Origin of the sequence: Vibrio sp. V43_P6S15P86, assembly GCF_009904725.1 — a bacterium.
Classification (GTDB): domain Bacteria; phylum Pseudomonadota; class Gammaproteobacteria; order Enterobacterales; family Vibrionaceae; genus Vibrio; species Vibrio diabolicus.
This window is the reverse complement of the sequence record NZ_WXWT01000346.1, coordinates 1-2,837: the sequence shown is the minus strand read 5'-3', so window position 1 is coordinate 2,837 and position 2,837 is coordinate 1. Positions and strand designations below refer to the sequence as shown.

Genomic DNA, 2,837 nt, shown 5'->3' with positions numbered 1-2,837 from the left:
TACAAAACTAAGAATCTTCTGTTTGTTCAATAATTAAGCGTTAATCGCCACGTCTTAAAATTAGGGTGGAGCGATTTATGCATTTGACGTGACAAATGTGTTTGGGTAATGTCCGCGACTTGTTTAGTTGTTGAGCATTGTTTTTTGAAATGGTAAGTCGTAATTTTTCCCGCCGAGATTTCCTTAAAATGACCGCTGGTGGCGTAGTATTGGCATCTGCCTTGCCATCGATTTCATGGGCTTCATTCCCTGACGAGCCACGTGAGTTGGCGATGAACAACCTTAATACTGGAGAGCTCCTCGAAACATGCTATTTCGATGGTAGACGCTATCTTGATGATGAACTAAAAAAGCTGAATGAGTTTTGTCGTGATCACCGTCGAAACGAAGTTCATCCGATGGATCGACGCTTGTTCGATCAAATCAGTCAGATTCAAAAGCTGATCGGTACAGATGCAGAAGTCATTGTAATTTCTGGTTACCGTTCGCCTTTGACCAATGCGTCCCTGCGCAAAGGGGCTAGCGGAGTGGCGAAGAAAAGTCTTCACATGGAAGGTAAGGCCATAGACTTCCGTCTTGATGGAGTGAAATTGTCTATTGTGCGCGATGCAGCAATTAGCTTGAAAGCTGGTGGTGTTGGGTATTATCCAAGTAGTAACTTCGTCCATATCGATACAGGTGCTGTGCGTTCTTGGTAAGTCAATAGCAAGCCTCAGCAAGTCTTGAAGTCGCATGGGGTTAGTGTCATAGTTGCGCCAGTTTTAACGCAAATTTGTTTGGTAATAGGTTTTCTATGGCTCTGAAATACCAAGTTGTCCCAGTGACATCTTTTTCTCAAAACTGTTCTATCGTGTGGTGTGATGAAACGATGAAAGGCATCGTTATTGACCCAGGCGGTGACGAAAAGCAACTTGCTATGCTCATTAAAGAGCTTGGCATCGAGATCGTCAACTTGGTGCTAACCCATGGTCACCTAGATCATGTTGGCGGAACAGAGCCGCTGGCTGCAATGCTTGGTGGTACTGAGATCATTGGTCCTCATAAAGCGGATAATTTTTGGCTACAAGGTCTAGAAGGGCAAAGCCAAATGTTTGGTTTCCCATTGACTGAAGCTTTTGAACCGCATCAATGGTTAAATGAGGGTGACACTGTCACATTTGGTAATCAAGTATTAAAGGTATTCCACACACCAGGTCATACCCCTGGTCACGTTGTTCTTTATAGTGAAGAAGCGCGATTGGCGTTTGTGGGCGACGTATTGTTTAACGGTAGCATTGGCCGAACTGACTTCCCACAAGGTGATTTCAATACCTTGATTAGCTCTATCAAAGAGAAACTGTGGCCTTTAGGCAATGATGTCACGTTTGTCCCTGGTCACGGCCCTCAATCGACTTTCGGTCACGAACGTAAAACTAACCCGTTCGTTGCTGACGAGATGCCGCTTTACTAAAAGCGCGTGTAGTAAGCATTATTCTGGCTCGGCGGCAGCTAAGTATCGCCGAGTCAGTCCCACAAAATCCTCTGCTTCACGATCTAGGTCACTGGCTGATATAAACAGATCGTAGCCGTAAAATCCTCTTTGATATTTCATACGGTTGGCGAGCATCGCCAGCAAGCCTTTATACTCAACCCCGTTGCTGTTTATGTATGGCTTAGGATCAAGCACCATATCTTCAAACTTTTCTTCACACTGATTCTGCTTCGCACCTAAATAAAGTAGTGCGCGTTGGCTAAGGAGAATTTCTGTCGCTATACGAGGGCAGATCGAATCCAAATAAGGTGAGTAGTGTTTTAGACGAATACCAATCCAAGGTAGCGGCTGATGCCACCCTTCCTGCTGGTAGCTACAAATCCCTATTGACTCAATATTTCGCCATCGGACGACCCATCCGCCTTTAAAAAGATGTTGTTGGAAGTGAGAAGCTGTCAGCGTAAAAGTGACTTGGCTTTTTTTGATCATCAAGATGGCGAAACCAACAATTGCAGACATCAAAATGACCGACAACATGGCTTGCTTCCATCCCGGAGAAATGACAACCAAAAACAGGGTTATCAGTGCAACGAGCAACAAAAGTATTCTGTTGATAGGGGAGTCGGGTTTGAAATGTGAATTTGTTAGGTGCAGCGTTTCCATGCTTATAACCTCATCGAATACTTGATCAAAAATGCGTGGATGACTAAATGTGCATTGACTTGCATTTGAAATAAAAGAAACCTCTGTTTTTATACCCAGTATTCAATAAATCCGTTCATAAAATATCTGATTAAATAGTAGACGTTCTATGCTTTGAGCGCATTTTTCATCGCGTTTCGCCGCTAAAACCTACAAATTGCTTGTGAATTTTGGTATAAAACGCGCTTCAAATTTTCATCCCTGCTGAGATGCAGTGAACTGGAGAAATATTCAATGAGACTTGCTCATAAGCGTAAAGTGCAGATGAAACTGCAAAAACGCATTAAAGCGACAGTAGCAAACTTAGCTGCAGCACCTAAAGCAGTGAAGCCTGTTGCCGAAAAAGCAGTAGCACCTTCTGTTGCTGAAAAAGCTGTTGCGGAGAAAGTAGTAGCTGAGAAAAAAGTAGCTGCAGTGAAAACAGTTGATGTTGCCCTTACTCCTAAGCAACAACAAGTATTAGACATCGTTGTAGCAAATGCTGAAGGTATCAACCCTAAAGGCATTGGTCTAGCTGCAGGTCAAGAAGATACTAAAGCGGCATCATGGGCTACTGGCGCACTGAAGAAGCTTCTTGAAGAAAACCTAGTTCAAAAAGAGCAGTTAGCAGGTAACAAAGTTATCTACAAAGCAGTTTAATTACCGCTACCGTTCTAGCTTGAAT

Annotated in this window: 4 protein-coding genes; 3 read left to right on the top strand and 1 reads right to left on the bottom strand. The window is 43.4% G+C overall.

The annotated features are described in order from the left end of the window. Positions 1 to 149: 149 nt before the first annotated feature. A complete protein-coding gene (locus CAG69_RS15460; RefSeq protein ID WP_161444977.1) occupies positions 150 to 698 on the top strand; it encodes a DUF882 domain-containing protein in 549 nt (182 codons plus the stop codon). A gap of 95 nt (positions 699 to 793) precedes the next feature. Then, a complete protein-coding gene (locus CAG69_RS15455; RefSeq protein ID WP_048625699.1) occupies positions 794 to 1,450 on the top strand; it encodes an MBL fold metallo-hydrolase in 657 nt (218 codons plus the stop codon). 18 nt (positions 1,451 to 1,468) lie between these two features. On the opposite strand, the gene CAG69_RS15450 is transcribed toward CAG69_RS15455, so the two are convergent. Continuing rightward, entirely contained in the window at positions 1,469 to 2,134 is a 666-nt protein-coding gene (locus tag CAG69_RS15450) for a DUF2982 domain-containing protein (protein WP_048625698.1), read from the bottom strand. A gap of 273 nt (positions 2,135 to 2,407) precedes the next feature. On the opposite strand from CAG69_RS15450, the gene CAG69_RS15445 reads away from it, so the two are divergent. Next, positions 2,408 to 2,812 carry a hypothetical protein gene (locus tag CAG69_RS15445; protein ID WP_005394736.1) on the top strand — a complete coding sequence of 135 codons (405 nt, stop codon included), beginning with the start codon at positions 2,408 to 2,410 and terminating at the stop codon, positions 2,810 to 2,812. The last annotated feature ends 25 nt before the right edge of the window (positions 2,813 to 2,837 follow it).